The sequence below is a fragment of the Marivita sp. genome (assembly GCF_051251565.1).
GTDB lineage: Bacteria > Pseudomonadota > Alphaproteobacteria > Rhodobacterales > Rhodobacteraceae > Marivita.
Genome location: NZ_JBPOFB010000014.1, coordinates 18,017 through 40,772, shown reverse-complemented (window position 1 = coordinate 40,772; position 22,756 = coordinate 18,017). Strand labels below are relative to the sequence as shown.

28 protein-coding genes and 1 pseudogene are annotated in these 22,756 nt (G+C 58.2%); 7 read left to right on the top strand and 22 right to left on the bottom strand.

Going from position 1 to position 22,756, the window contains the following annotated elements; all coding sequences use genetic code 11:
* Positions 1 to 25: 25 nt before the first annotated feature.
* Together ACSHXH_RS15335 and ACSHXH_RS15330 are read left to right on the top strand one after the other, a co-directional pair.
* Entirely contained in the window at positions 26 to 952 is a 927-nt protein-coding gene (locus ACSHXH_RS15335; RefSeq protein WP_435672677.1) for an IS1595 family transposase, read from the top strand.
* Entirely contained in the window at positions 945 to 1,934 is a 990-nt protein-coding gene (locus tag ACSHXH_RS15330; RefSeq protein WP_435672676.1) for a P63C domain-containing protein, read from the top strand. The genes ACSHXH_RS15335 and ACSHXH_RS15330 overlap by 8 nt, the downstream gene beginning before the upstream one ends.
* A gap of 2 nt (positions 1,935 to 1,936) precedes the next feature.
* Here the strand turns inward: ACSHXH_RS15330 and ACSHXH_RS15325 are convergent, their stop codons facing one another.
* Together ACSHXH_RS15325 and ACSHXH_RS15320 are read right to left on the bottom strand one after the other, a co-directional pair.
* Complete coding sequence (locus tag ACSHXH_RS15325) at positions 1,937 to 2,281, bottom strand: hypothetical protein (protein ID WP_435672675.1); 345 nt, start codon at positions 2,279 to 2,281, stop codon at positions 1,937 to 1,939.
* Positions 2,262 to 2,801, bottom strand: coding sequence for a Panacea domain-containing protein (locus ACSHXH_RS15320; protein WP_435672674.1), 540 nt, complete (start codon positions 2,799 to 2,801; stop codon positions 2,262 to 2,264). The genes ACSHXH_RS15325 and ACSHXH_RS15320 overlap by 20 nt, the downstream gene beginning before the upstream one ends.
* A 122-nt stretch (positions 2,802 to 2,923) precedes the next feature.
* On the opposite strand from ACSHXH_RS15320, the gene ACSHXH_RS15315 reads away from it, so the two are divergent.
* On the top strand, positions 2,924 to 3,532 hold the full coding sequence (locus ACSHXH_RS15315) for a DedA family protein (RefSeq protein ID WP_435672673.1): 609 nt from the start codon (positions 2,924 to 2,926) through the stop codon (positions 3,530 to 3,532).
* Between the two features lie 29 nt (positions 3,533 to 3,561).
* On the opposite strand, the gene ACSHXH_RS15310 is transcribed toward ACSHXH_RS15315, so the two are convergent.
* From ACSHXH_RS15310 to atpD, 15 genes are all read right to left on the bottom strand, one after another.
* Positions 3,562 to 3,909, bottom strand: coding sequence for a hypothetical protein (locus tag ACSHXH_RS15310; RefSeq protein ID WP_435672672.1), 348 nt, complete (start codon positions 3,907 to 3,909; stop codon positions 3,562 to 3,564).
* Positions 3,910 to 3,972: 63 nt separating this feature from the next.
* Positions 3,973 to 4,389 carry a hypothetical protein gene (locus ACSHXH_RS15305; RefSeq protein WP_435672671.1) on the bottom strand — a complete coding sequence of 139 codons (417 nt, stop codon included), beginning with the start codon at positions 4,387 to 4,389 and terminating at the stop codon, positions 3,973 to 3,975.
* A 104-nt stretch (positions 4,390 to 4,493) separates the two neighbouring features.
* Complete coding sequence (locus ACSHXH_RS15300; protein ID WP_435672670.1) at positions 4,494 to 5,702, bottom strand: acetate/propionate family kinase; 1,209 nt, start codon at positions 5,700 to 5,702, stop codon at positions 4,494 to 4,496.
* Positions 5,699 to 7,108, bottom strand: a complete 1,410-nt coding sequence (locus tag ACSHXH_RS15295) for a bifunctional enoyl-CoA hydratase/phosphate acetyltransferase (protein WP_435672669.1) — start codon at positions 7,106 to 7,108, stop codon at positions 5,699 to 5,701. The genes ACSHXH_RS15300 and ACSHXH_RS15295 overlap by 4 nt, the downstream gene beginning before the upstream one ends.
* Positions 7,095 to 7,859 (bottom strand): enoyl-ACP reductase FabI, encoded by a 765-nt coding sequence (gene fabI / locus ACSHXH_RS15290; protein ID WP_435672668.1) that lies wholly within the window; start codon positions 7,857 to 7,859, stop codon positions 7,095 to 7,097. Before fabI ends, ACSHXH_RS15295 begins: the two co-directional genes overlap by 14 nt.
* Positions 7,856 to 9,682: a PHA/PHB synthase family protein gene (locus tag ACSHXH_RS15285; protein WP_435672667.1), complete on the bottom strand. Its 1,827-nt coding sequence runs from the start codon at positions 9,680 to 9,682 to the stop codon at positions 7,856 to 7,858. The genes fabI and ACSHXH_RS15285 overlap by 4 nt, the downstream gene beginning before the upstream one ends.
* Positions 9,683 to 9,830: 148 nt before the next feature.
* On the bottom strand, positions 9,831 to 10,694 hold the full coding sequence (locus tag ACSHXH_RS15280; protein ID WP_435672666.1) for a F0F1 ATP synthase subunit gamma: 864 nt from the start codon (positions 10,692 to 10,694) through the stop codon (positions 9,831 to 9,833).
* Positions 10,691 to 12,244 carry a F0F1 ATP synthase subunit alpha gene (locus tag ACSHXH_RS15275; protein ID WP_435672665.1) on the bottom strand — a complete coding sequence of 518 codons (1,554 nt, stop codon included), beginning with the start codon at positions 12,242 to 12,244 and terminating at the stop codon, positions 10,691 to 10,693. The genes ACSHXH_RS15280 and ACSHXH_RS15275 overlap by 4 nt, the downstream gene beginning before the upstream one ends.
* Positions 12,234 to 12,968, bottom strand: coding sequence for a F0F1 ATP synthase subunit B family protein (locus ACSHXH_RS15270; RefSeq protein WP_435672664.1), 735 nt, complete (start codon positions 12,966 to 12,968; stop codon positions 12,234 to 12,236). Before ACSHXH_RS15270 ends, ACSHXH_RS15275 begins: the two co-directional genes overlap by 11 nt.
* A gap of 4 nt (positions 12,969 to 12,972) precedes the next feature.
* Positions 12,973 to 13,218 carry a F0F1 ATP synthase subunit C gene (locus ACSHXH_RS15265; RefSeq protein WP_282129446.1) on the bottom strand — a complete coding sequence of 82 codons (246 nt, stop codon included), beginning with the start codon at positions 13,216 to 13,218 and terminating at the stop codon, positions 12,973 to 12,975.
* Positions 13,218 to 13,931: a F0F1 ATP synthase subunit A gene (locus ACSHXH_RS15260; protein WP_435672663.1), complete on the bottom strand. Its 714-nt coding sequence runs from the start codon at positions 13,929 to 13,931 to the stop codon at positions 13,218 to 13,220. Before ACSHXH_RS15260 ends, ACSHXH_RS15265 begins: the two co-directional genes overlap by 1 nt.
* Positions 13,928 to 14,218, bottom strand: a complete 291-nt coding sequence (locus ACSHXH_RS15255; protein WP_435672662.1) for an N-ATPase subunit AtpR — start codon at positions 14,216 to 14,218, stop codon at positions 13,928 to 13,930. Before ACSHXH_RS15255 ends, ACSHXH_RS15260 begins: the two co-directional genes overlap by 4 nt.
* A complete protein-coding gene (locus ACSHXH_RS15250) occupies positions 14,215 to 14,511 on the bottom strand; it encodes an AtpZ/AtpI family protein (RefSeq protein WP_435672661.1) in 297 nt (98 codons plus the stop codon). Before ACSHXH_RS15250 ends, ACSHXH_RS15255 begins: the two co-directional genes overlap by 4 nt.
* Positions 14,508 to 14,918 carry a F0F1 ATP synthase subunit epsilon gene (locus ACSHXH_RS15245; protein ID WP_435672660.1) on the bottom strand — a complete coding sequence of 137 codons (411 nt, stop codon included), beginning with the start codon at positions 14,916 to 14,918 and terminating at the stop codon, positions 14,508 to 14,510. Before ACSHXH_RS15245 ends, ACSHXH_RS15250 begins: the two co-directional genes overlap by 4 nt.
* Positions 14,915 to 16,363 carry a F0F1 ATP synthase subunit beta gene (gene atpD / locus ACSHXH_RS15240; protein ID WP_435672659.1) on the bottom strand — a complete coding sequence of 483 codons (1,449 nt, stop codon included), beginning with the start codon at positions 16,361 to 16,363 and terminating at the stop codon, positions 14,915 to 14,917. Before atpD ends, ACSHXH_RS15245 begins: the two co-directional genes overlap by 4 nt.
* A 225-nt stretch (positions 16,364 to 16,588) precedes the next feature.
* Here atpD and ACSHXH_RS15235 point away from each other — a divergent pair, with 225 nt between their 5' ends.
* From ACSHXH_RS15235 to ACSHXH_RS15220, 4 genes are all read left to right on the top strand, one after another.
* Positions 16,589 to 17,008: a cupin domain-containing protein gene (locus tag ACSHXH_RS15235; RefSeq protein ID WP_435672658.1), complete on the top strand. Its 420-nt coding sequence runs from the start codon at positions 16,589 to 16,591 to the stop codon at positions 17,006 to 17,008.
* Between the two features lie 92 nt (positions 17,009 to 17,100).
* A complete protein-coding gene (locus tag ACSHXH_RS15230) occupies positions 17,101 to 17,406 on the top strand; it encodes a hypothetical protein (RefSeq protein WP_435672657.1) in 306 nt (101 codons plus the stop codon).
* Positions 17,403 to 17,792 carry a hypothetical protein gene (locus ACSHXH_RS15225; protein ID WP_435672656.1) on the top strand — a complete coding sequence of 130 codons (390 nt, stop codon included), beginning with the start codon at positions 17,403 to 17,405 and terminating at the stop codon, positions 17,790 to 17,792. Before ACSHXH_RS15230 ends, ACSHXH_RS15225 begins: the two co-directional genes overlap by 4 nt.
* A 328-nt stretch (positions 17,793 to 18,120) precedes the next feature.
* Complete coding sequence (locus tag ACSHXH_RS15220; protein ID WP_435672696.1) at positions 18,121 to 18,420, top strand: DnaJ family domain-containing protein; 300 nt, start codon at positions 18,121 to 18,123, stop codon at positions 18,418 to 18,420.
* A gap of 132 nt (positions 18,421 to 18,552) precedes the next feature.
* Here ACSHXH_RS15220 and ACSHXH_RS15215 read toward each other — a convergent pair.
* From ACSHXH_RS15215 to ACSHXH_RS15195, 5 genes and pseudogenes are all read right to left on the bottom strand, one after another.
* Positions 18,553 to 19,438, bottom strand: a pseudogene (locus tag ACSHXH_RS15215) (cation diffusion facilitator family transporter).
* A 1-nt stretch (position 19,439) separates the two neighbouring features.
* Positions 19,440 to 19,619: a hypothetical protein gene (locus ACSHXH_RS15210; RefSeq protein ID WP_435672655.1), complete on the bottom strand. Its 180-nt coding sequence runs from the start codon at positions 19,617 to 19,619 to the stop codon at positions 19,440 to 19,442.
* Between the two features lie 148 nt (positions 19,620 to 19,767).
* Entirely contained in the window at positions 19,768 to 20,457 is a 690-nt protein-coding gene (locus ACSHXH_RS15205) for an ABC transporter ATP-binding protein (protein ID WP_435672654.1), read from the bottom strand.
* The gene (locus ACSHXH_RS15200) at positions 20,454 to 21,671 is read right to left on the bottom strand and encodes an ABC transporter permease (RefSeq protein ID WP_435672653.1); all 1,218 of its coding nucleotides are present in this window, start codon (positions 21,669 to 21,671) and stop codon (positions 20,454 to 20,456) included. The genes ACSHXH_RS15205 and ACSHXH_RS15200 overlap by 4 nt, the downstream gene beginning before the upstream one ends.
* Complete coding sequence (locus ACSHXH_RS15195) at positions 21,671 to 22,741, bottom strand: efflux RND transporter periplasmic adaptor subunit (RefSeq protein WP_435672652.1); 1,071 nt, start codon at positions 22,739 to 22,741, stop codon at positions 21,671 to 21,673. The genes ACSHXH_RS15200 and ACSHXH_RS15195 overlap by 1 nt, the downstream gene beginning before the upstream one ends.
* Positions 22,742 to 22,756: the final 15 nt, after the last annotated feature.

The window sequence follows — 22,756 nt, the reverse complement described above, 5'->3', positions numbered from 1 at the left end:
AAAGGTTCCATAAGGAGCCTGAATCATGTCGAAACCTGAAACGCTTTCCACTTTTGAGTTCTTCCAGAAGTTCCCGAACGAGGAAGCCGCGCGCAAGTTCTTTGAGACAAAGCGTTGGGGTGATGAGGCTGTTTGTGGCCATTGTGGCTCCGTTGATGTTTCCGAGTGCAAAGATCACAAGCCGATGGCTTACCGCTGCAAAGACTGCCGGAAGCATTTCAGCGTTCGCACAGGCACAGTCTTGGCTGAAAGCCGCCTTCCACTGCAAAAGTGGCTTCTGGCTATTTTCATGCTCACCAGCGCACGCAAGGGAATCCCTAGCACACAGATGGCGCGTGAACTTGGCGTCACTCAAAAAACCGCTTGGTTCCTTGCGCAGCGCATCCGTGAAACATGGCTGAAAGACCGTGACGACCACATGGATGGTCAGGTTCAAGTTGATGAGACCTATATCGGTGGCCGCGAAAAGAACAAACACGCTAAGGACAAGCTTCGCGCTGGTCGCGGCACGGTTGGCAAAACCGCCGTTGTTGGCGTCCGCGATGAGGCTGGTCAGGTTCGCGCCGTTGTGGTCGAAAATACCAAGGCAGCAACCCTTGAGAAATTCGTCCGTGAAAACTGCAAAGCAGGGGCGACCATCGTAACCGATACCCACGGCGGCTACATAAACCTGAAAGCCCGTGGCTACGATCACATTACCATTAATCACTCTGCTGGCGAATACGTCCGCGACATGGCGCATACCAACGGCATTGAAAGCTTCTGGTCCCTGCTTAAGCGCGGCTACATCGGCATCTATCACTACATGAGCGCCAAGCACCTGCACCGCTATGTGAAGGAATTCTCATTCCGTCACAACACGGCTCAGATCGGCACCATGGATTTCATCGGAATGACAATCGACCGCATGGTAGACAAGCGGCTGACATACAAGGGGCTGATCAATGGCTGACAAGAAAGACACCATAAACCCGATCCTTGACGGCACTTTTGAGCAAGTGGCTGTCAAGATGGTTGCGGGCGCCGGAAGTAGCAATATTCTGGACGCGATCTACAGCGGCAAGCTACCCATTGGAGATGTTGAACTTGACTGTGCGGTTCTTGATGGTGGCGTCCGTGTCCTATCAGAGCGGGCAGTTCACCGTGCATTTGGAAGCAAGCGGGGCGGGTCGCATTGGAAGCGGATGAAAGAAAATGAGGGTGGCGCCAACCTTCCGTCTTTTCTGTCTGCTAAGAACTACAAACCTTTTATTTCTAATGACTTAGAAGTGGCGCTAAAGAAGCCTGTTTTGTACCGCACAAACGCTGGCGCCACCCCTGCCAACGGCATTCGAGCGGAATTGCTACCTGAGATTTGCGGTGTTTTCCTTTCAGCTAGGCGAAAAGGTGAACTGCATCCGTCACAAGAGCATTTGGCGCTTCAAGCTGAAATACTGATGGAGGCATTTGCTAAGGTTGGTATCGTTGCGCTTGTTGATGAAGCTACCGGCTACCAGCTTGATCGGTCACATGATGCCCTTCGCCTATTGCTATCCAAGTATATCGCGGAAGGTCTGCAAAAGTGGCTCAAGACGTTCCCAGATGCGTTCTTTGCAGAACTAGACCGCCTATACGACACAGACACCAGCCACGGAAAGCGCCCACAATATTACGGGAAGTTCATCAACAAGTATGTCTATGACCCACTGGAAAATGGATACGTTAAGAAAGAGCTTGATAAGCTGAACATCACGGATGAAGGCAAGAGACGTGCGCGCTTTCACCAATGGCTTAACGACGAAGGGCGCAACATGCTGATTCACCAGCTAGGCCGCGTTCAAGGATTGATGGAGATGTGCAGCGATATTGAACACTTTAAGGCTGCGGCAAGGAAGCAGAAAACAGTGTCCATCGCGCCTTATCTTTTTGATGAGATGAACAGAATTATAGATTGACCCTACTTTTTAGCACTGCCTTTGCCTATCGCAACACCAGCGGTAAACGTAAAGGCGGTGCCAAGTATCTTGATCGCGTCAGGTATCCATGACCGTTCTACGATCAAACCAACGGTAAAAACACACAGCAGCAGAAAACCCAGCATCAACGACAAGAGTAATGATGCAGCGTGCGGCTTGTCATCAGTTCCATAGGAAAACCATTTTAGGTTTATTCTGAAAACCTGATTTGGCGCGCCGTCAGGAATATAAGTTGGTCCTGTCTGACTGTCAGAGTCAGGAATGTCGGGTGTTTCCAATGGGGGAAACACCTCCAGCGGCGCAGACTTATCCTGCGGCACTGGCATGTTGATCTTCAAGTTTCTTCTTGAACACGCTTTGAATGATCGGGTTAGGTATAAGTGGTTTTGACGCCAAGTCCCCATATTGTTCGCGCACTATCGCCCATGGTTCACCGGGGGCGTGCGTGGCGTTAGAAAGCTGAACGCCTGAAAAACTCTTGTGGGTATCCCAGACTGAACGCAGATATGTCATGATTTCTTGGTCTGGGGCATCAGGCTCTCTTACCGAGACTTTCATTCCAGAACTAACCAGTTCAGTAGCCCTAAGCCCAGAAACCGGGCCACGTCCGGCGCTCATAAATTTCCCGTACAAAGACGGCACGACAGGCCCCCAAGGCCATGCATGAATATCTTCCTCAAAAAGGTTCTGGTCGCGCTGCGCAAGCCACCAAGCGTGAGCATAATAAACTAGCTTGTATAGCTTCATCTGGTCTATCCGTGGGAAACTCCCGTGGTCCTCGGCTTGAATGTCCAGAAATGCATTTGCCACAGCGGCAGCAGTCGTAGGCGCAGTCGAATTCGTCATGATTACCCCTCCTGACTTGCGTTATCATACCACGCAAAGATGTGGGAACAAAATGTGATTTAGTCAAGTGTGCCTTGATTGGCTAGTTAAGTATATAGACCCCAAATTTAAGGCGGGCGACGATGACTGAGATGTTTTTTGGTTTCGTCTCGAGCTACGGCTTGCCAGTCATTGCAATCACTGCATTTTTGTCCTGCCTAGCCATCCCAATTCCTACATTCGCAGTTATGCTGTCTGGTGGTGCGTTCGCCGCGACCGGCGATCTGGTACTTTGGCACGTGCTGCTTACCGCTTATGGGGCTGCGTTGTTGGGGGATCAAACCGGATTTCAGATCGGCCGTTGGGGCGGGCCTCGCGCTATTGCAAAGCTTGGGCGCAATCGCAAACGCGCCGTGCTGATCGCTCGGGCACAGAACACGATACACAAATGGGGCGGCCTCGGCGTCTTCTTTTCCACATGGCTGTTTGCTCCACTGGGACCATGGGTCAACCTAGCGGCCGGTACGGTACAGTTGGGTTGGCTCCGATTTACCGCTTGGGATGCGGCTGGAGAAGCTATCTGGGTTCTAGTTTATGTGATGCTTGGATTCATTTTTGCGGCACAATTGCCTGAGTTGGTAGACATCGTTGGGGAATTGGCGGGCCTAGTCTCTTCGGGAGCAGTCGCCGGGTTGATGGGAAGCTTGCTAATCTGGAATTTCAAAAGACTGTACAAAAGGACCAGAACCTAATGGTGACAACTACTTGTTAGGCGTTGTTCTTATCCCGTTGGTGTCTGCTGATGGCTCAGCCGCAACCATGTGCCTTCATCATTCAGGTAGGTCGAGGTGCAAAGCGCCTCATAGATCGGCAGGTCGCCCCGCTCTGCGGACACGAGGTACGCCAGAACAGCAATGTTGACCTGTCGTGATATATGACGCTCACTCATCACGACCGTGCGCCATCTCTGCGCGACATCAGCCTCTCTCCAGAGTGCATCGCCGCGCAGAATCCCGACGGGGTAGGGGAATACAAAGACGGCGTCTTTTGCGGTCATATGGCGGGCGCTGTCAGCACCTTCCGTCCAGAAACGTTCTTCGAGATCCCATAGTGTGTCGTCGGGTGTCATGCCGCGCCCCCGTCAATGTCCGACATCTCCCGGAGGCGCTTGATATTTGGAGGTATCGGCATCTCAGTTCCCTTGTGCCAGCGATACGATCCAGCCAAGAAAAAGGGCTGCTGCGATGATCCAATAGACAGGCGCGCCGGTTGGCAGTTTCACAGATTGAGCGACCGAGCCATTTCCGGAGGGTCCCGAGGTTTTTGCGCGATTTGGTAGAAAGGCCAGCAGTCCCGACGCAACGCGACCTTGATCGCGTAGCAGTGTGGGCACGTCCTCGAAACGGGCCAATAACGCTACCAGTCTTTGCCGTGCCGGGGCCTCTTGCATCTTGGCCAGATCAGACGCCTCAATCCACGGATCGACGTTTAGTCGGGCAAGCATCGACAGGACAGACACGCTGGTGCCTGTTCGGTCTTTGCCCACCGGTGCCCCAAGAAAACGCTCAAAGGCCGGATCTTGGCCCAACTGGGTCATGGACATCGCCATTGTATTCTCCTGTCCTGTGATTGGCAGAATTGGTGTCGTCGCGCGATTGTCTGTACATTTTGTGACAGGGTAAGCCTTGATGTGCCGTGCTGCGCTGATGCAGATCAGGGCTTAAGCCGCGTAGGAGCAGACTTGGCGCTGGTCAATGCATGGGTCGCCCGCGCGACGATGATCTCTTCGTCAGTTGGGATGACCAGGACGTCAACTTCGGAATTCAGCGAGCCAATGCGGGTGGCATGTCTGTCGTTTGCGCGCCTGTCGATCTCCACACCCATCCAGAGCAGATGATCGCAGATGCGACGACGCACGAGGGCAGAATTTTCGCCGATCCCAGCGGTAAAGACGATGGCGTCGAGCCCGCCAATGGCGGTTGCGAGCCGGGCCAATTCACCTGCTGCACGATAACAGAATAGGTCGATCGCTTCCTGTGCTTGGGCTGAGGCAATTGCTTCTAGTGCGGCCATGTCATTGCTGATGCCTGACACACCGAGAAGGCCGGATTTCGTATAGAGCAACGATGTGACGTCCTGCGCGGTCAGTCCTTTTTCCTGCATCAAATACAACACGACGCCCGGGTCGAGCGCGCCGCAGCGACGGCCCATCATCAGCCCATCCAGAGCGGTGAACCCCATGCTCGTTGCAAAACTGCGTCGGCTCAACATCGCGCACATGCTGGCTCCGCTGCCCAGATGGGCGACGATCACACGCCCATCGGCACGGCCGCCAAGATGGGTCGGTAGGGTGCCCGCGATGTAATCATAGGACAGACCGTGGAAGCCATAACGCACTATACCCTCGTCAGTCATTGCGCGGGGTAGAGCAAAGAGTTGCGACAGCCGGTTTTGCGTCCGGTGAAAGCTGGTGTCGAAGCAGACGATCTGCGGCAGACCCGGATTGGAGGCGGCTACGCAGCGGATTGCCGTCAGATTATGCGGTTGGTGCAGTGGCGCAAGCGGCACCAGCGCCTCAAGTTCAGTCAGCAGCACATCGGTGACCCGCGCCGGTTCGGCGTGCGTGCGCCCGCCATGCACCACGCGATGCCCGGCGGCCCGGATCGTGACACCGCCACGGTTGGAGTTCAGCCAGTCCAATAATTTTGGAATTAGATCGTCTAGACCTGCCGACGGCTCAAGCGGCATCGGACTGGCCTGTGGCACTGCAACCCCCACAGTTTTACGTACCGAAAAGACCGGTTTTGTGCCGATCCCTGCGATCTTGCCGCGTAGTATCGGTGGTGGGCTGCGTGCATAGGGATACACGGCGAACTTGAGGCTGGAGGAGCCCGCGTTCAGCACAAGGATGGCGTCATTCATGGCAATGTCGATGGTTGGTTGTTGATGAATAGCTGCGCCAATGCGCAGGAGGCAAGCCGCGACACCGTGCTGTCGGCCCGGCTGGTCAAGATGATCGGCACCCGTGCGCCCAGCACGATGCCTGCTGCATCGGCACCGGCCAGATAGATCAACTGCTTGGCCATCATGTTCGCGGCCTCCAAATCCGGGGCGACGAGGACGTCTGCAATGCCCGCCACATCCGACACAATCCCCTTGGCGGCGACCGCCACAGGAGAGATGGCATTGTCAAAGGCCAGCGGACCGTCCAGCAGCCCCCCGGTGATCTGGCCCCGATCCGCCATTTTGCACAAGGCGGCGGCGTCCAACGTCGATGTTATCCGGGGGTTCACAGTCTCAACTGCTGAAAGGATTGCGACCTTTGGCAGGGACGTCCCTAGCGCGCGTGCCAGATCAATGGCGTTTTGGACAATGTCGCGTTTGACCCTGAGATCAGGATAGATGTTGATCGCGGCATCTGTGATCAGCAGGGGTTTGGGATAGATCGGCACGTCCAGCACATAGACATGGCTCATCCGCCGCTCGGTGCGAAGGCCAAGGTCGGTATCGACGATCGCTTCCATCAACTCATCAGTGTGCAGCGCTCCTTTCATGAGGGCCTCCACTGTGCCTGCCCGGACAAGTGCCACCGCTGCCTCGGCTGCGGCATGGCTATGGGCCGTGTCGATCACCTCAAATCCTTTTAGGCTAAGCCCAGCCTCTTGTGCCGCAGCTTCGATCTTTGCCTGTGGTCCGACCAGAACGGGAAGAATAATTCCTTGCCGAGTGGCCTCTAGCGCGCCGCTCAGGGACAGCGCATCGCAAGGATGCACAACGGCGGTCCGAACCGGTTCCAAATCCTCAGTCGCTGCGATCAGCCTGGCATATTGCGCGCCTTGAACATGCAGATGGACCTCGGGCAGGACGACGCGCGGGCGGCGTACCTTTTCGTTTGGGGCGATGACAAGGGCCACGCCTTCAATGACTGATCTGCCGTCTTGGTTGAGGCAGGTGCAGGCGAGCAGCAAGCGGCCTTTCTCAAGCTTTTCCGTCACTTCAACCCGTACGGTCACCGTATCGCCAAGCCCGACCGGAGCTTTGAATGTCAGGCTCTGGTCCAGGAAAATCGTGCCGGGGCCGGGCAATTCGGTGCCCAGCACGGCCGAAATGAGCGCGCCACCCCACATGCCGTGGGCAATCACGCCGTGGAACATGTCTGTCTTGGCGTATTCGGCATCGACATGCGCCGGGTTCACGTCGCCGGACATAACGGCAAACAACTCGATATCCTGCGGTTTCAATGTCCGCGTCAGCTCCGCGTGGTCGCCCACCGCAATCTCGTCGTAGGTCTTGTTCTCGATATACTGCATCGGTTCAGGCGCGGACATGCAGGCCTCCGTCGACATAAGTGACATCGCCAGTGACGCGGCCCATGCCGTCGCTCGCCAGCATGACCGCGACGTCCCCCACATCCTTGATCGTCACAAGAGTCTGCTCGGGTGCACGACTTCGTGCTGCGTCAATCAATTCGTCAAAATGGGCGATACCGGAGCCTGCGCGCGTTTGCAGCGGCCCTGGCGAGATCGCGTTGACGCGGATGCCTTTGGGGCCAAGTTCAACCGCAAGGGCGCGCATGGTCCCCTCAAGGGCGGCTTTGACTGGTCCCATGATATTGTAGTGGTCAACGACTTTTTCGCCGCCGTAATACGTCATGGTCAGGATCGTGCCACCCTTTGTCATCAACGGTTCGGCGAGCTGTGCCATGCGGATCAGCGAGTGGACCGAGATGTCCATGGCCTGTGCAAAGCCCGCGCGGGAGCAATCAACAACCCGACCGTGCAGGTCCTTTGCCACGCAAAAGGCGATGGAGTGGACAAGAACATCGAGCCGCCCCCAGCGAGCGTCGATCGCCGCAAAAACGGCGTCCATCTGCCCCTCGGCTTCGACGTCGAGTGGCAGTAACAGCTTTGCTCCCACGGCGTCGGCAACTGGCTGCACGTAGGGTTTGGCCGTCTCGTTCACATAGGTCATTGCGATCTCGGCCCCCGCATCAGCGAAGGCCTGCGCACATCCGGCTGCGATGGAATGGGCGTTCGCAACCCCAACCACCAGCACGGTTTTGCCCTCCAGCGACTTCATCGCTGCATGACATAGGAGCCGGGCGCATCACATAGCGCCTTGTAGGTGCCCGACGTTGTACCCATGGGTGGTGGTGCGGCGAGCGCACTGGATCGCGCGGCAAGCCAACTGGCAAAGTCAGTCCACCATGAACCGTCTTCGGCCGCGTTTTTCTCAAGCCATTCGGCGGGATCGCTGTAGGTGGCATTAGCTTTGGTCTGAGCGATCCGGAAATGCCGTCCCGCATGGCCGGGCTCTGAGACAATGCCTGCATTGTGTCCGCCGCTTGTGAGCACAAAAGTCACATCCGTATCAGCCAGAAGCTGCATCTTGTAGACTGATTGCCAAGGGGCGACATGGTCATCCTCGGTGCCGACGGCAAAGATCGGTACGCGGATATCAGAGACGGCAATGGCTTTGCCCCCGACATGATATCGGCCTTCGGCCAAGTCGTTATTGAGAAACAGCTTGCGCAAATATTCGGAATGCATCCGAGCTGGCATCCGTGTGGCGTCGGCGTTCCACGCCATCAGATCGAAGGCATCGCTGCGCTGTCCCAGCAGATAATTGTGGATCACAGGCGCCCAGATCAGATCACGGGCGCGCAGCAGCGCGAAGGCGCCGGCCATCTGATCCGAGGAGAGATAGCCCTTTTCGGCCATCATGTCCTCGATCAGCGTGACCTCACTGTCATTGATGAACAGGCGCAGCGGTCCGGCTTCGGTGAAATCGACCTGTGCTGCAAGGAAGCTGGCCGACGCCAGACGCGCGTCACCGTCCCGGCCCATCGCCGCCGCTGCGATCGAGAGCAAGGTGCCACCAAGACAATAGCCGACAGCGTGCAGCTTGGGCGCTTTTGTGATGGCGAGGGCGGCATCAATGGACTCCATCACGCCAAGCTGGCGGTAGTCTTCCATGCCCAGATCGCGGTCTTCCGCGCTGGGATTTTTCCAGGACACGATGAATACGGTAAAGCCTTGGGCCACAAGAAACGCGACCAGCGAATTCTGTGCCGACAGGTCGAGGATGTAGTATTTCATGATCCAGGCAGGCACGATCAGGATCGGCTCTGGCCGAACTGTGTCGGTCGTGGGCGCATATTGAATCAACTCGATCAGGTCGTTGCGGAACACCACCTTGCCGGGCGTGGTCGCCAGATTGCGCCCCACCTCAAAGACTTGCGGTCCAGCGGGCGGTGCGGTTCCGGTTTTCGCGATCAGGTCTTCGGTCAGATTCTTCACACCGCGCACAAGGTTCTGACCATGCTCAGTAAGAGTGGCCGAGATCACGTCCGCGTTGGTCATGGCAAAGTTCGACGGTGCGGCTGTGTCGGTCATCAGACCGGCCACAAAACCCATGAGGTTCTCATGTTCGGGCGTCACGCCGTGCACGCCGGTCATGGCGTCCTGCCACCAAGCCCAGGACTGCTGATGTGCCTGAGACCAGACGTTGAATGGGTATTTCTGCCAGGCTTCACCGGCGAACCGACGGTCGGGGTTCAGGGCCAGCGATGTGTCTTGCGCAGCCTCTGGCTTACCGATACCAAGGCTGGCCATCCAAATGGTCTGAGCGTCTCGGAAGGCCCGTTCCATCAGGTGCAACTGCTTGCCCGGCGAGACGGCGAGGTGGGTTGCCCAGTCCATCCACGCCTCGGCCAGCACCGAAGGTGAGAGCCCTGAGGTTGCCTTTGCGACGCTTGCGTGGGCCATCCGGTCAAGCGTTTCAAAGGGCGCGAGCGAAGGCGGTTTTTTAGGGTCAACGGCGTGTCTTTTGATCTCCGACGTCTGAGTGGATGGGGCCGGTTTATCTGCGCGAGACGCGATCAATTTGGGTTGTGTTGACATGGCTTGTCCTTCGGGTAACGACGCGACTGGCGCATCCTTTTCCGGACATCTAATGCGTTTGCTGCACTGCGGCGTTGATCTGGGTTAGTGTCTGGGCAGAATTGATCACCTTCTTCGGCTATGATTGGCCCTAAGGTTTAGGGTGTAGCTATAAACGCCTGTCACGCGCGGTGACGGCACCAGTGCCAAGTTCGATAATTTCCGCCGTAATCGCCTCCTGTCGCACACGGCGCAGGGTCGCGTGAAACGTCTCCAGTTCACGTGCGATTTGAGTCCCAGCGGACGACATGGCTTCCATCCGCGCTTCGTTCTCGGCGGCAAAAGCGTGGAGCGCCGCCTTGCAGACTTGCGCGTTGAAGTAATCCTGACCGAGCGAAGCGATCAGGGTGGTTGGCTGCAACTGCATCAGGGGGCGGTCTTGCAATGCAGGCGGAAGATTGGCTAGATCGATCGGAAACAGACATTGCCGGACAAGGGCAGGGCGGCCTGCCTGCCAGCCGGTGAAGATGACATCGAGGCAGTCAATGCGCCGCGCTGCGACCGCCGCGTAGATTGCCGTTGTGATATCGCCTGCCAATTTGGGAATGCTGGGCGTGTGCGAGGGCAGGGGGGCGCTCCAATGCGGTTTCAGACCGCGTGATGTCGCAATAGATAGCCCCCTAGTGCCGATGAGGAATAGGGTTTCGGCGCCCGATGCCCCGCTGATGCTGTCGAGCACACGTTCGCTGAACACGCCTGCGAACCCTTGCTCGGCACAAAAGACCAGCAGACCCATTCGGTTGCCCGCGTCTTGATCTGGGCCCGTTTTGGCGATGCCGGGTCTTTCAATATTGGGCCCAAGAACACGCGACATCGCCACAGCAATGGTTGCGGCGTAACTGTCCACGGCGTCAACTTGCTCTCGGGCGACATGCGCGCGGGCAGCGGCGATACCTTTCATGGCATTCACCACCGCGCCCAACTCGCGAATACCTTCGATCCGGGTGCTGATATCGGCCAGTCTTTCGGTCATGGGCCGTCTGCTGAGGCTGTGTCCGTCTTCGCTGCTGTCTGCTCTCCGCCCAGCGACGTGGCGAGTTCGGCGAGCGTTTCCATCAGGCGCTTGCGAACTTTATCGTCAAGGTCTCCTGTCTCGGTCAGGGCGCTGTGTGCCTCGGGCGCGTTCTTGTCCAGATGCGCTGCTAGACCTGTCCGATAGGCGGCCACCGCCGCAAGCGGCAAGGGGTCCAGCAGCCCGGCCTGCACTGCAAGCATAAGTGCGACCTCATCGACCAGCCGGAACGGCATATGTTGGGATTGACGCAGCGCTTCGCGGATCCGCGCGCCACGGGTCAGCTGCTCGCGGACGCGGCCATCGGGCATGCCGCCGAAGCGGGTAAAGACCTCAAGTTCCAGAAACTGCGCATAGTCCAGACGCAGCGTGCCTGCGGCTTTGCGCAGGATGGGTGCCTGTGTCTTGCCGCCGACGCGGCTGACGCTCAGGCCCACATCCACGGCCGGTTTTTGACCCTGATGGAACAAGGCGGCGTCCAGAACGATTTGCCCATCGGTGATCGAGATCAGGTTGGTCGGGATATAGGCCGACAGGTTGCCTGAATCCGTCTCTGCAATCGGCAGGGCAGTGAGTGACCCGCCGCCGCGGTCCTTGGACAGTTTAGCCGCGCGTTCCAGAAGCCGCGCATGAATATAGAAAACATCGCCCGGATAGGCCTCGCGGCCCGGCGACTGACGGGTGAGGAGTGCGATTTCACGGTGGGTGGCGGCGTGTTTGGATAGATCATCAATCACGATCAGCGCATGCTGGCCCTTGTCGCGGAAGTGTTCGGCCATGGTCATGCCTGCATAGGGCGCGATCCATTGCAGACCCGGCGCCTCAGACGAGCCCGCCACGACGACGATACAGCGCGCAAAATTGCCCTGCGCCTGAAGCGCATCGATGGCGCGGCGCACGCTTGATGTCTTCTGCCCCACCGCGACGTAGATGCAGATCATATCGCTGTCACGTTGCGCGATCAGCGCGTCTATTGCCAGCGTCGTCTTGCCTGTTGAATGATCGCCGACGATCAGTTCACGCTGTCCCCGGCCAAGCGCGAAGAGCGTATCCACCACCACGATCCCGGTTTGGACGGGTTCTATTACCAGGTCGCGTTCGATAATAGAGGGCGCGGGTTGTTCTATTGGCAGATGTGTCTTGGACACTATGGGCCCTTTGCCATCGAGCGCGCGTCCCAGCGGGTCCACGACCCGACCCAGAAGCGCCTCGCCAACGGGCACACGCGCAACCTCGCCGGTTCCGAAAACCGCGTCGCCCGCTTCCACATCCGTGGCGGCGTCCAAAAGAACACACCCGATCAGATCGGGGTCAAGCACGCGGGCGAAACCCGTCTGACCGCCCTCAAAACGCAAGACCTCATCAAGCCGCACATCGCACAGTCCGGAGATCATGGCTACGCCGTCGCCGATCTCTTCGACCTGCCCCTTGTGTATGGCGCGAGGGCCAAGGGCCGTGTTCTTCAATGCTTCTTCTGTTATCGCGACCCAGTTTGACGTGTCAGGCAGCATTTTTCACCGCCTTGCGGACTTCGGCCAGATCCGCATGCCAAGAGTTGTGGAGGGTGAAGTGGGGGCTGCGCAACTCCAGACCGGCAATCAACTTTGTATCGGTGGTGAAACGTAGCTCTGTGGTTCCGCCTAAAGCGGTCTGAATTGCTTTTTCGATCTTCCTCTGCTCCGCCCCTGTATCAGTCGCCGAAACGATCTCGATGCCTTTTGGATCACTCGTTAGTGCTTTGCGGTCGGCGGCAGGCATATCTGCGATGGATTCCACCAGTTGCGACAGAAAGGCGGATTGTACAGTGGGACCGTTCAGGCGTTCCAGCAGCCGGGCGGCAATCTTGAGCGACAACTCCGAGGCCTGGACGTCATTGGCTTTGGCTGCTGCTACCCTATCATGGCTGATGGTGTCTTTTGCAGTGGCCAATATCGCCTCGGCCTGTGCGCGGGCCTCGGCGAGGGTGGATTTTGCTGCGGATTCAGCTTCTGCCCTTGCCGCATCACGCATCGCGGCGCGTTCTTCTGCGATGCCGGCGCGGGCCTTGGTGGCCTCAGTCAGTGCGTTGTCGGCCTTGGCCTGCGTCGCCTGTGCCGATCCGATCACCGCCTGTGCGGTTTTTTGACGCTTGGCAATGGCCGCCGCGACAGGACGCCAGAAGACCCGTGACAATAGCCAGACAAGGATCAGGACGTTAACTGCTTGCAGTCCCAGTCCCCAGAAATCGATTGTCATCGGCTCAGCCCAGCAGCGGATTGGCAAAGATCAACAAGAGCGCAATGACCAGGCAATAGATCGCGGTCGTCTCGATCATGGCGAGGCCTACGAAAAGTGTACGCGAAATCGTGTTCGCCGCCTCCGGTTGGCGTGCGATGGCGTCCATCGCGGCGGCCACGGCGCGGCCTTCTGCGAGTGCGGGGCCAAGTGCACCAAAGGCGACGGCAAAAGCCGCACCGATGATGCTGGCAAGGGCGAGATAGTCCATTAAGTGTCCTTTTGGTTCGGGGGAGGGCGCGGCGCGGTATCAAGCTTTGCGGGTTGGCCGTCCTCCACCGTTGATGTGATGAAAACCATCGCTAGGACGGCAAAGATGTAGGCCTGCACCAATCCGGTCAGCAGATCGAGCGCCATCAGCGGGATCGGCACCAGAAGGCCCGCCAGCGAGGCGACGATGCCGATGACGAAAACGCCGCTCATCACATTGCCGAAAAGGCGCACGAACATGGAGAATACGCGCGTGAGACTTTGCAATATGTTGAGCGGAATCATGATCGGGTTGGGGCTTGCGAAGGATTTGAGATAGCCAACAATGCCGTCGCTGCGCACGCCAAACCAGATCACCGACAGAAAGACGAGAACGGCCAAAGCGGCGTCGGTTTCCAGCCCGGCGGTTGGCGGTTCGACCCCCGGGATCAGTGACGACCAGTTGGCCACAAGAATGAACATGAACAGCGTGCCGATGAAGGCGCGATAGGGGGCAGGGTTTGCGCCGCTCGTCTCGACGATCTGGGTGTCCATTGTGGTGACGATCAGTTCAAGGGCGGCCTGCCGTTTGCTGGGCACAAGGTCCATCCGTCGGGTCATTAGATAGGACCCGATGACCAGTATCGCCATGATCGCCCAGGTCGTCAGCACGGCCTGGCCGATGGGCAGAGGGCCAAGGTAGAAGAGTGCGATTGAGTCCAGTGGCGAATTCAAAACGCGTCCCTCCGCAGCTTGTGGAGCATCATAGCTCTGGCGCAGAGTACCCCTGCAAAAGTCGCCAGCAAGGCCAGCCCGCCAATCAATACAGCGATGAAAAAGCCCGTGACCAAAAGGGACAGACGCCCGAGGGTCAGGGCCAATCCCATCAGCGGTTGACCCTCGTGCAAGATCAGATCAGCCGTCGCGCGCAGGGCGCGGAAATAACCATATCCGATAAAAAGCCCAGCCAGAAAACAACCCGGTAGGAGGATGAACAGCGACAGGCCTGAGAGATCAATCATTCCGCATTCATCCATTTCCATGCGGTCCAGCCGCCAAGGCAAACACCCAAAAACATCAAAGGGGCACTCCAGAAAATGCCCGAAGCGAAGCGGGCATCGAGCCAGCGCCCCAAAAACAGGCCCGCCAGCGTCGGGACAACAAAGATCCAGCCTAAGACCCCGATTTGCGCCAGACGGCGGCCCACGGACATGTCGCCGCTCCGAAGCCACCGGTCACGCCGGTCCCGGCGCAGGCGGGTTTGCGTCACCAGCGGATCATCGTCGGGCTCATCTTGTTGAGGCGTGCGGGTCATCGGAACTCACCCGCGTTTGCACCGGGTTTCAGGCGACTGACCATGTGGCGGATGGCGTTGAACTGCAGGCGCATCGTCTCGACATGCTCGATCCGTTGGGCGTCTGCATCGGATTGGAAGCGGGCCAGCACATCGGCGTCGAGGGTGGAAAGGTTATCGCCCGTCACGGCCTCGCGTGTTGAAATGTCAATGTCTGAGGTATCCCCCACAGTCATGACCCCGCCGCGCAGGGCGCAAAACTGCTCGAGGTCTGCTTTGCGCCAACTGACAATCGAAACCACCAGTGCTGTGACGAAGGGCGCATGGCCGTTGAGGATGCCGAAACTCCCGCTTGCATCTTCGGCGCGCAAGCCGTCGATGTCTTCGTCCACAACGACAGACAGGGGTGTCATAATCCGCAACCTCATGCCGCAGCCTCTTTGGCGTTGGCGGCGTCTTCTTTCTTGCGGGCATCCTCCAATGTGCCGACCATATACAGAGCGCTTTCGGCCCAATCGTCAGCGGCCCCGTCCAGGACCGCGCGGCACCCTTTGAGAGTGTCAGCAAGCGAGACGCTGGCACCGGGCGTTCCGGTAAAGGCTTCGGTCACCATAAAGGGCTGTGTCAGGAACCGCTGCAGCCGCCGGGCGCGTTTCACGATGAGACGGTCGGCTGTTCCCAACTCCTCGACCCCCAGCAAGGAGATGATATCGGTCAACTCCCGGAAGCGGGCCAGAGCTTGCCGGACAGCTTCAGCGGTCTTGTAGTGCTCCTCTCCGACCACGAGCGGATCAAGCAACATCGAGGATGAGGCCAGCGGGTCAATTGCAGGATAAAAGCCTTCGGCGGCTTGAGCGCGGCTCAGCACGACCACGCAATCCATATGGCTGGAGATCGTGGTGACTGCTGGGTCCGTGAAATCGTCGGCGGGTACATAGACCGCCTGAATTGCCGTCACGGCTGACCCCGCGACCGATGCGATCCGTTCCTGAAGTCCTGCGACTTCGGTCGCAAGTGTGGGCTGATAGCCAACGCGGCTGGGCAGGCGCCCCAGCAGGCTCGACACCTCTGCGCCCGCCTGCACAAAGCGAAAGACGTTATCCATCAGCAAAAGCACGTTCTTGTGCTTCTGGTCCCGGAAATATTCCGAGATTGTCAGTGCGGTCAGTGGCGCGCGCCAGCGTGCGCCGGGCGGCTCATTCATCTGCCCGTAGACCAGCACCGTACGGTCCAGCACGCTGGACTCGCGCATCTCTGTGAGCAATTCGTGCCCTTCGCGGGACCGCTCGCCGACACCTGCAAAGACCGAGATGCCTTCGTATTTTTCGACCATGGCCCGGATCAGTTCCATCACCAAAACGGTCTTGCCAACGCCTGCACCGCCGAACATCGCGGCCTTGCCGCCCTGCGCCATCGGAGTCAGCAGGTCGATCACCTTGATACCGGTCTCGAACACGTCCGTCGTGCCGGTTTGGGTGCTCAAAACGGGTGGCAGCGCATGGATTGATCGGCGTGGCGTATCCTTTGGCAGCGGTGGCCCATTGTCTTTGGGAGAGCCAACCACATCCAACAGCCTGCCAAGCACCGCGTCGCCAACCGGCACGGCAACTGGCCCGCCGCTTGCGCGCACCGCAACGCCCCGCGCGAGGCCCGCGGTTGATTGGAACGCCACTGCGCGTAACGTGGTCAAATCAAGATGGCTGTGAACTTCCAGGATAAGTGGGCTTGGCACATCCCATTCGACATCCAGCGCCGCGTTAATTGGCGGCAGGTCCGCGCTGGCAAAAACAACATCCACAACTGCGCCTCGTACCGCATGCACAGTCCCAATGTTCGGCTGAGGGGTATCTGTGGATTTGTGGGGGTTTTGCATCTGGGTGCAGTCTTTCTGGAGGGGTCCGTCTACCTTAGCTTATCCGGAGCGTCGGGGGACCGTGCTGATCGGTGTTAGCGTGGCGCCGGTAGCCGCGCTTCGTGCAAAACAGGCACCTTTCATTGAAAGCCATGGCCACTAACCCTGATCAGTGCGGCGGGCGGGTCTTTGAAGCAATCCTCACCCTATCGCTGCGATGTGCGGCGCAATCGACGGAGGTGTGTCGTGATTGGATACTTTGGGAATATCGAGGAATTGGCCGAAGAAAATACCGACTTTCGGCGGGTGCTATATACCGGAGCCAAGCTTCAACTGGTTTTGATGTCGATTGATCCAGGCTCTGAGATCGGCGGTGAGATCCACTCCGAAACGGATCAGTTCTTTCGTGTCGAGGATGGCAAAGGGCGCGCGGTGATCGACGGCGTCACCCATAAGCTGGGACCCGGCGACGGTATCGTTGTGCCTGCAGGTGCGCATCACAACGTGATTTGCACAGGGCATGAGCCGCTAAAACTTTATACAATATATGGCCCGGCCCATCATCAGGATCAGCTTGTTCAGAAGACAAAGGCAGAAGCAGATGCCTCGGACGAGACCTTCGAGGGACAGACCACTGAACACAAATCTGATGTGGTCCGGATCTAGCGACTTGGTCCTGTTGCCGTTCTGACCACACTCAAAATGGGCGCATAATGTGCCGCCAAGTCATCTTCACGCAAAAAAACATGGAGTTTTTAATGTCACAAAATAGCAAAGCAACCACAGAGGCAGCGACCGATTTCGAAGCTGTAAGCCACCAGCTCGCCGCCTTGCGGACAGATTTGTCGCACCTTGCCGAGACGGTCAGCGGGATTGCTGGAAAACGCAGTAGCCATATGGCGACTGATATCGCCGAAGGCTTTGGCGAAGCGAAACATTACGTCGAAAGGTCAGGTAAATCTGCCGAACATCAGCTTGAGGCATCGGTTGCCAACCACCCGTTACTGGCCATCGGCCTGGCTGCGGGTGCCGGGCTTTTGGTCGGGGCCATGTCGCGCCGGTGAACCAGTTTCTGACAGATGCGCTGCGCGGCGGTGAAGGCAGTGCCCGAGACGCCGCGCAAAAGGTGCTGTGGCGCTTGTTTTTGGAAATATCGGTTGGCTTGATTGGGCTTGCGGGCTTTGGGTTTATCACTGCGTCTGCCTTCCTCGTACTCAGCGCGTCTTTAGGCGCTGCCTTGGCTGCCCTTCTGACGGGGCTTGGTTTGCTCTTGGCAGCCGGAGGGTGTGTGGCGATCGTCAAAAAACCGATGCCAAAACAGGATCATGCAAACGCACCCAACGCCGCACCCAGTCCCTCAGCGACCGACCCCGCAGGCGTCGCGGCTACAGTTGCCTTTACTGCAGCCTTTGTCCTTGCCAGATATTTGGGCGACGACAAGCCGGACTGATTTGATCAGAAACAGCGCGGCGAAGGCATCCTTTACCTGATCAACTTACCTATTCTTGAGAAGACCCCCAATTTCGGATGCGCTCAATACGCGTCCCGTTGAGACGACTCTTTCGTCGAATATGAGATCAGTGGTTTCTGGGTTTTGGGGTTGCAATGTTGGTCGGCCAATCGAGGCAGTAAGGGTCGGCAAAGCGTGACTTTTCCGCCGTTCGGCGCAGTACTTCCAAGGTCGGCTTTGTTTCTACGCTATAGTTGCCTCGGCAGCATCAGGAAGAAGGCAAGAATATAGCATGACCCAGTCTCTTAACCGGCTCGTGGAGCGGTAAATCCTGAAGGCCCTCGCAGAGGGCAAATTACGCGGCCTTGAAGGCGAAGGGAAACCGCTGCCCGACCGCTCGGGCGAGGCGTTTACCGACATGGCGACAGCAGTGGCGGTCCGCATAATGGCCGAAGCAGGCACACTGCCCGAGGAATTCAAGATTAAGAAGCTGCTGGAGGCAGCGAAGCAAAGCTACAGGGAAGCAGAGGGCCATGACGCCAAACGCGTGACAATGGCCCTGATCGCCGACCTACAGCAACGCTACAACATAGCTGTAGAGGCAAGACGGCGGTTTATGGGAAGTTAGCCTGAAGCAGCCATCCGTCTGCTGCGCAGCATCTGGCGAAACGGACTCCGAGCCGACCTTGCGCCAACGCCGCCGTTCTGACTGGCCCTCCCAAATACCGGGTAGTGTGGCGTTGATCTGCGTCAGGACAAATCAATTTGTTGCTGAGATGTGGCCGACAACTTGTAAGTCTTCACAGTCAAAGCCATGGCGTTCCAACTCGAGGGTGATGTGAGACAGCCCGAACCTATCGCGAAGGGCGATCTTCACGGCCTCTTTCACGCGATCAGCCTCGTTCCAGCGGCCTTCTTTGATCACAATATGGGCGTCCAGCGCCGATTGGTGTTCCTGCATCTGCCACAGATGCAGGTGGTGCACATTCTCAACGCCTGACACGCTGCGCATAGCGGTCAACACAGCTTGAGTATCCAGATCCGGCGGACTGCCGAGCATCAAGATGCGCACTGAGCCGCCAATCATAGAGAATAATGACAGTGCCCGCGACAATGACCGCCACTGAACCAAGCGCGTCTGCAACATTGTGCAGGAACGCCGCGCGAATATCCATGCTGCTTTTGGAGAGCGCATAGGTCAGAAACGCGGTCAGCGTATCAACCCCAAGCGCGAATACTGCAATGATAACAACGGACCAACCGTCCACATCTGTGGGGGCGAACAGGCGCACAATTGCTTGTTGCGTCAGATACAGGCCAAGCAGGATCAGCGTTGTATAGTTGATGAGCGCTGCGACGATCTCCGCACGGCCATATCCAAACGTCATGGTGTCGTCTGCGGGTCGCCTTGCGATAATACGTGCAAACAGGGCCAGACCAAGCGAAAGCGCATCTGACAGATTGTGGATCGCATCGGCGATTAACGCGAGGCTACCGGATAGAACCCCACCAATGATCTGCACCACGGTCAGCAAGATATTGACCACAACGGCCCAAACTATCCGCGTGTTTCCGGCTTTGGGGTCGATATGGTAGTGATGCCGGGGCTTGGCGAGGACGTTCCTGGGTTCGACTGTATGCCCCAATTCAGACGGGCAGGTTGTCGAACGGGTCGTCATCATCAGATGGCTTGCGTGGTTGCCGTTCATCCGTTGAAGCTGCTGGTTCGTGCGATGTCTTGCCGTCGGTCGTTTTGGCAGGTGTTGTTTTCTTCTCAGGGTTTTCCACGGGATCAAGCGCCTCTTTGTCAGTATCTTTATCAGTCATGTGAGGGTCGCTTTCGCTCTAGGATATTATGTTCTCCAATTGTATTGCAAAGGCGCATCGGCTTGCACTAATCCAAGTTAGGAAAGGTAGTTTTCGCAAGGTGCGCGAACCGGTCAGCGGATCGACGCCTTGCGCCCGTGAAAACGCGCTAACCCGTCACAATCCCATCCCCCACCACAAGTTGCCTTCGACACAGACCCGCGATCTTTTCGTCATGGGTCGAGATTAGAAATGTTGTGCCTTCCTCGCGGTTGATCTGTTCGATCAGCTCCATCACCTGCATCGCCGAGGCGCGGTCAAGGTTGCCAGTCGGCTCATCTGCGAGCACCAGTTCGGGGCCGTTCATCAGGGCGCGGGCGACGGCCACGCGCTGTTTCTGTCCGCCCGACAGTTTGGTCGACGGGAAGTTGATCCGTTCCTCCAGCCCCATGCGCACCAGCAAGTCGCGGCCCCGGTTGCGGGCGGCGGATGTCTCGCGGCCCATTCGGACAGCCGTGGGAAAGATGACGTTTTCCAGTGCGGTGAAATCGGGCAAAAGGTTATGAAACTGGAAGACAAAGCCAATATGGAGGTTGCGAAACGCCGTAAGTTGATCGTCATCTGCCGCGATCAGATCCTGCCCCAGCATGGTGTAGCTGCCTGATGTGGGCTTCATCAACGTACCAAGGATTGTCAGCAGCGTGCTTTTGCCCGAACCGGACGGACCCAACAAGGCGGCCATTTCTCCCTTGCCGAGGCTCAGTGACAATCCGCGCAACACGTGTGTTGCCACGTCCCCGGTTCCGAAGGTCTTGACCAGATCGCTCACCTCAAGAAGGGCGTTTTGCGAAATCGTCATTGTCCGATTGCCGTGACTGGATCGACCCGGGCGGCCGACCTCGCAGGAAGGATCGAGGCGAGGATCGCGCCGATGAGCGTTAGGGCAATGGCCAGTCCATACGATCCCTGGGTAATGTCCAACGGCAGAGTCCCTGCCTGAAACGCATCGCGCGATGGGAATGGCAATAGGGCAAGATACCCCAGGGCCGCCCCCGTGACCCCGCCCATTAGTCCGATCATGGCACCTTGAGTGACGAACACGAAAACAACGAAGCCGCGACTTGCCCCCATCGCCCGCATGATCCCGATCTCGGGGCGGCGACGGTAGGTGGACAGCAGGAGCGCAGAGGCAACCCCGATGACGATGGTGATGAGCGCGAAGGTTTTCAGGAAATAGCCGGTCTGCGCTTGGGCGTTCAGCGCCTCCATCAACTGTTCGGCCCCGTCTGTCCACGGCACAGCATCCAGACCCGTGAGCCCACTGATCCGAAGGGCGGTAGTATCGGCGGCATTCAGATCGTCCAGCTTGATCTCGATCTGTGTCACGCCTTGGGGCATAGCAAAGAGGGTTCGCGCAACCCCGAGGCTGACAAAGGCGCGCGCGCCGTCTATCCCACCATTGCCCGTATCAAAGATGCCGCTCAGTGTGAGTGTCGCCGTGACCCCGTTTGAGCTTTGCAACCGTAGTGTCTGGCCGAGCGATAGGGCCAGATCATCTGTCAATCTATTGCCCAGCACGATGAGACCCGAGCCGAGCCGTACGGTTCCCGCGACCATGTAGCCCTCAAGGTCCAGGATCGCGGATTCTTTCCCAGGCTCCAAACCTGTCACGCTGACCTGGCTGACTTGTGCGCCGCGTGTCAGAAATCCGGCACCGGTGATCTGCGGCGAGACGGCGCGCACACCGGGTACGGCCTCGATCAGGGGAAGCCATGTCGCCGCATCACTCAGTGTGGCGGTCCGGTCGCGGCCCCGTTCGGTGACGAACAAGACATGGCCGCCATCCAAGTCATTTGGTGAAATCAATACGGCAGGGTCATCGATCTCGGCCTCGATCGTGATATGCGAGATATCGCCCACGGTGCGCGACAGGATGAATTCGGCCAACCCCCCGATCAGGGCCGACATGAAAATGAAGATAAACACGCCGACCGCGACCCCGACGACTAGGAGCGCTGTTTGCGCCTTGCTCGCCGTTAGGTATCGGCCCGCGATCTTGAGGGCGTAAAGCATCAGGGTTGGTCCGACACGACGGCCTGCCCAACTTCGATGTTGGTCGGGTCGATGATCACGGCGTCACCCTCGGTAAGGCCTCCTGTCACGATCAGCCGTGCGGCGGGCCAATCGACCACCGAAACGGGTTGGAACATTGCGATTCCGTCTCTGACCACAAGAACGCCCGTGCCATCCGCGCCTGTTTGCAGGGCGGTGCGCGGTAGGGTCAGCGCCGCATCGCGTCTCTCCACGATGATGTTCGTCGCAACCGTCAGACCGATGGGAGCCATGACCGGGGCCTCAAAGGCGATCTTGACCGCCAGACCACCGGTTGCCGCATCCACAAGGGCAGACACAAAACTGACGTGTCCGTCTCGATTGCGTGCCTCACCCGCCAGTTGCAACACCGCGGGTTGTCCGGGTGCGATCTGTGTCGCATAGGCTTCGTCCACATCGGCCTCGACCACCAGATCTGTCAAATCAGCCAGTGTCAGCAAGGGAATTGTGGGGCCGGTAAGTTGGCCCCGTTCGGCGTCAAGCGCCACAACAGTGCCACTGCGCGGCGCGCGGATGGTGTGATTGCCAAGCACGATCTGGGCTTGATCAAGAGCGGCGGTTTGGCGTGCAACCTCTTGCACCGCCGTTTGGACGACATGAGCATCGGCTTCGAGCACGCTTTTGGCAATATTCGAACCAAGGGACAGCGCGCGCTCATAGCTTTCGGTTGCCTGTGCTTGAGCAACGAGGGCTGCATCCAGAGCAGCCATGGCTTGCCGCACAATTGCATTTTGCGCGGCGGCGTCCACTTGTGCAAGGATCTGGTCTGCCTCGACCACATCCCCTTCGGTAACGGCAATTGCTATCAGGGTGCCTGTAACAACGGGCCGGATGTCGACGGAATTGACCGCAGCAATACGTCCGTTGATGGCGAGAAGCCGTGTGACGGGCGCCGCTTGGGCCATTTCGACTGCGACCACCGACGGTCCGGCCATCCACAGTTGTGAATATGCGAGGATCGCCAACAGAAGCCCCATGACGCCTGCACTGATCCAGAGCCAAACCTTGCGGTTTGGGGAAGCGACTGGCACCGGATGACGTAGGGC

Excerpts from the sequence above, each read along its gene's own strand:
- ACSHXH_RS15325 (WP_435672675.1), bottom strand. The coding sequence starts at position 2,281 with ATGCCAGTGCCGCAGGATAAGTCTGCGCCGCTGGAGGTGTTTCCCCCA.
- ACSHXH_RS15230 (WP_435672657.1), top strand. The coding sequence starts at position 17,101 with ATGTCACAAAATAGCAAAGCAACCACAGAGGCAGCGACCGATTTCGAA.
- fabI (WP_435672668.1), bottom strand. The coding sequence starts at position 7,859 with ATGAAGTCGCTGGAGGGCAAAACCGTGCTGGTGGTTGGGGTTGCGAAC.
- ACSHXH_RS15335 (WP_435672677.1), top strand. The coding sequence starts at position 26 with ATGTCGAAACCTGAAACGCTTTCCACTTTTGAGTTCTTCCAGAAGTTC.
- atpD (WP_435672659.1), bottom strand. The coding sequence starts at position 16,363 with ATGCAAAACCCCCACAAATCCACAGATACCCCTCAGCCGAACATTGGG.
- ACSHXH_RS15210 (WP_435672655.1), bottom strand. The coding sequence starts at position 19,619 with ATGACTGATAAAGATACTGACAAAGAGGCGCTTGATCCCGTGGAAAAC.
- ACSHXH_RS15285 (WP_435672667.1), bottom strand. The coding sequence starts at position 9,682 with ATGTCAACACAACCCAAATTGATCGCGTCTCGCGCAGATAAACCGGCC.
- ACSHXH_RS15265 (WP_282129446.1), bottom strand. The coding sequence starts at position 13,218 with ATGGACTATCTCGCCCTTGCCAGCATCATCGGTGCGGCTTTTGCCGTC.
- ACSHXH_RS15305 (WP_435672671.1), bottom strand. The coding sequence starts at position 4,389 with ATGGCGATGTCCATGACCCAGTTGGGCCAAGATCCGGCCTTTGAGCGT.
- ACSHXH_RS15275 (WP_435672665.1), bottom strand. The coding sequence starts at position 12,244 with ATGCTGCCTGACACGTCAAACTGGGTCGCGATAACAGAAGAAGCATTG.
- ACSHXH_RS15280 (WP_435672666.1), bottom strand. The coding sequence starts at position 10,694 with ATGACCGAAAGACTGGCCGATATCAGCACCCGGATCGAAGGTATTCGC.
- ACSHXH_RS15300 (WP_435672670.1), bottom strand. The coding sequence starts at position 5,702 with ATGAATGACGCCATCCTTGTGCTGAACGCGGGCTCCTCCAGCCTCAAG.
- ACSHXH_RS15310 (WP_435672672.1), bottom strand. The coding sequence starts at position 3,909 with ATGACACCCGACGACACACTATGGGATCTCGAAGAACGTTTCTGGACG.
- ACSHXH_RS15250 (WP_435672661.1), bottom strand. The coding sequence starts at position 14,511 with ATGACCCGCACGCCTCAACAAGATGAGCCCGACGATGATCCGCTGGTG.
- ACSHXH_RS15205 (WP_435672654.1), bottom strand. The coding sequence starts at position 20,457 with ATGACGATTTCGCAAAACGCCCTTCTTGAGGTGAGCGATCTGGTCAAG.
- ACSHXH_RS15315 (WP_435672673.1), top strand. The coding sequence starts at position 2,924 with ATGACTGAGATGTTTTTTGGTTTCGTCTCGAGCTACGGCTTGCCAGTC.
- ACSHXH_RS15330 (WP_435672676.1), top strand. The coding sequence starts at position 945 with ATGGCTGACAAGAAAGACACCATAAACCCGATCCTTGACGGCACTTTT.
- ACSHXH_RS15255 (WP_435672662.1), bottom strand. The coding sequence starts at position 14,218 with ATGATTGATCTCTCAGGCCTGTCGCTGTTCATCCTCCTACCGGGTTGT.
- ACSHXH_RS15200 (WP_435672653.1), bottom strand. The coding sequence starts at position 21,671 with ATGCTTTACGCCCTCAAGATCGCGGGCCGATACCTAACGGCGAGCAAG.
- ACSHXH_RS15245 (WP_435672660.1), bottom strand. The coding sequence starts at position 14,918 with ATGAGGTTGCGGATTATGACACCCCTGTCTGTCGTTGTGGACGAAGAC.
- ACSHXH_RS15270 (WP_435672664.1), bottom strand. The coding sequence starts at position 12,968 with ATGACAATCGATTTCTGGGGACTGGGACTGCAAGCAGTTAACGTCCTG.
- ACSHXH_RS15320 (WP_435672674.1), bottom strand. The coding sequence starts at position 2,801 with ATGACGAATTCGACTGCGCCTACGACTGCTGCCGCTGTGGCAAATGCA.
- ACSHXH_RS15295 (WP_435672669.1), bottom strand. The coding sequence starts at position 7,108 with ATGTCCGCGCCTGAACCGATGCAGTATATCGAGAACAAGACCTACGAC.